General features: G+C 47.8%; 2 protein-coding genes. One reads left to right on the forward strand and one right to left on the reverse strand.

Going from position 1 to position 1,807, the window contains the following annotated elements:
- Nucleotides 1-601 precede the first annotated feature (601 nt).
- Complete coding sequence (locus C8R21_RS15470) at nucleotides 602-934, reverse strand: hypothetical protein (RefSeq protein WP_107763486.1); 333 nt, start codon at nucleotides 932-934, stop codon at nucleotides 602-604.
- 164 nt (nucleotides 935-1,098) lie between these two features.
- On the opposite strand from C8R21_RS15470, the gene hxsD reads away from it, so the two are divergent.
- Nucleotides 1,099-1,389 carry a His-Xaa-Ser system protein HxsD gene (gene hxsD, locus C8R21_RS15475; protein ID WP_107763487.1) on the forward strand — a complete coding sequence of 97 codons (291 nt, stop codon included), beginning with the start codon at nucleotides 1,099-1,101 and terminating at the stop codon, nucleotides 1,387-1,389.
- Nucleotides 1,390-1,807 lie beyond the last annotated feature (418 nt).

Raw genomic sequence — 1,807 nt, forward strand, 5'->3', positions numbered from 1 at the left:
CTCACACCCTTTGAGTACGTCTGCAAAATATGGTCTGAAGACCCAGACAGGTTTATTATTAACCCGCACCATCACACTGTGGGGCTAAACACCTAACCTCCTTCATTCAGGGGAATATCGCCCAACCAATCATTAATCGCTCCGTTTCATAAGCCTTCCCTTTTGTAACACTAAAGGTTGGCGGGGTCACGGTTCGAGTGGGAAGGACTATCCCGAGCCATTGCTGCAGTTAGTCCGCCTTGGCCGATCATTGAGTTTCCTGATTGAAGGCCGCTGGGCTGGGAGTACATTAACCTGACTGGTGACTACGTCTGGCGGCAGAACAAACAGATTGAACAGTGTAAGTTCTGACCGCTACGAATGGCTACTGAGGCTTAGCGTACGATTTTTTCCGTTTCGTGAGCTGGCCCTAGTTATGTGGAGATCGGCTTCGCTGAGCGTCCAGCGCGCTTGCTTAGGCCATGGACAACCCTGCTGGAAAACCTGATGGACGGATAAAGCACCGCCCACAAGGTTTCCCACAGGGATTGCACACAGGTTTCACGGATTTCACCACAAACAAAATCTTCCTGCGCGGCCGAGCCTTGCCTGAGCTAGCTAATCAGGAGGAATTTATTGAAAACTTCTTTAGCCGTGACTTGGAATGAGCTTCCAAGTACTCCAGCAGCAATTCGTAATACCCATACTCAGCGTCAGGTGTACCTAAGTCCAATAGGTTTGAGCCGCCAAAGCAAGTAAAGTATGGAGCCAAATCACTGTTAAAAGAATGATAGAGAATCTTTAAAAGAGGAATAAACATGAAGAAAAAAGATTTTTTAACTTCCGTCGCGGTACTGGCAGCAACTATGGCTTTTGAGGTTAGTGCCGCATTACCAAAATCCTTGGTTGAGCACTCAAGCGTAAGAACTCCTTCCGCTGTAACCACGCCGGACACTGCGACACCGCAAATCCCGTTCGTGTTAGAGCGATCTGCTTCAAGTGACGCAGTCAGCGAAAAACACAGCTACCATAGTTCCCATAGCTCCCACTCATCGCACAGGTCTCACTACTCCTCTCGATATTGATCGATTTTAAAATGTAAATGACGAGAACTGATTGATGGATCTGTATTTCGATAGCAATGTGTTTTCACTCGAAACGATCAAACGGGCACTTTACCGATTCGCTGATCTTTGTTCGTTTGAGATTCAGTTGGTAGAGAAGCAGATCAGAGTAACACTGTACGTGCCTATAGCAGCCGATCCCCTGAAAATGGATGATTTATGCTATCGGATACGAAATGAAGTGCTCGATCAGGATTTGCGCGACACTATTTCCAAAGAGACGGCTAATATCCGGACCCTGATTCTGGCGAACGCTTTCTCGAACACTGGGCTTATCGAATCCTGATGGAGGCAGGGCTAGGGAAAAAATTCCGGTCGATTGATGCCTTCAATCGAGCAGCGCCTAGTCAGTATCGGATGCTGCCCTGCCGCTTTGTTGGGCTTGATGGTAGTCGCTATGTAATGACAAATGAGGCAGGTGAACACCTAGTTGTCACGCGGCCTCAGTTGGAGCAGTTTGTTAGGAAATCTGTTCTGTTAAATAGCGACTACTACAATGACCTCAAATCAAAACACTTCCTTATTGACGACGACTCCAACGTAGCACTCGACCTGCTTGCACTGAAATATAGAACCAAGGCGCAACAGATATCCCAGTTTACGTGATCCGCTTGGGTTTCCAGGACCATTCCGAGAGTTAGTTTTCGGCGTTGGTGATCCGCTTGGGTTTCCAGGACCATTCCGAGAGTTAGTTTTCGGCGTTG

Origin of the sequence: Nitrosospira multiformis (assembly GCF_003050865.1) — a bacterium.
Classification (GTDB): domain Bacteria; phylum Pseudomonadota; class Gammaproteobacteria; order Burkholderiales; family Nitrosomonadaceae; genus Nitrosospira; species Nitrosospira multiformis_E.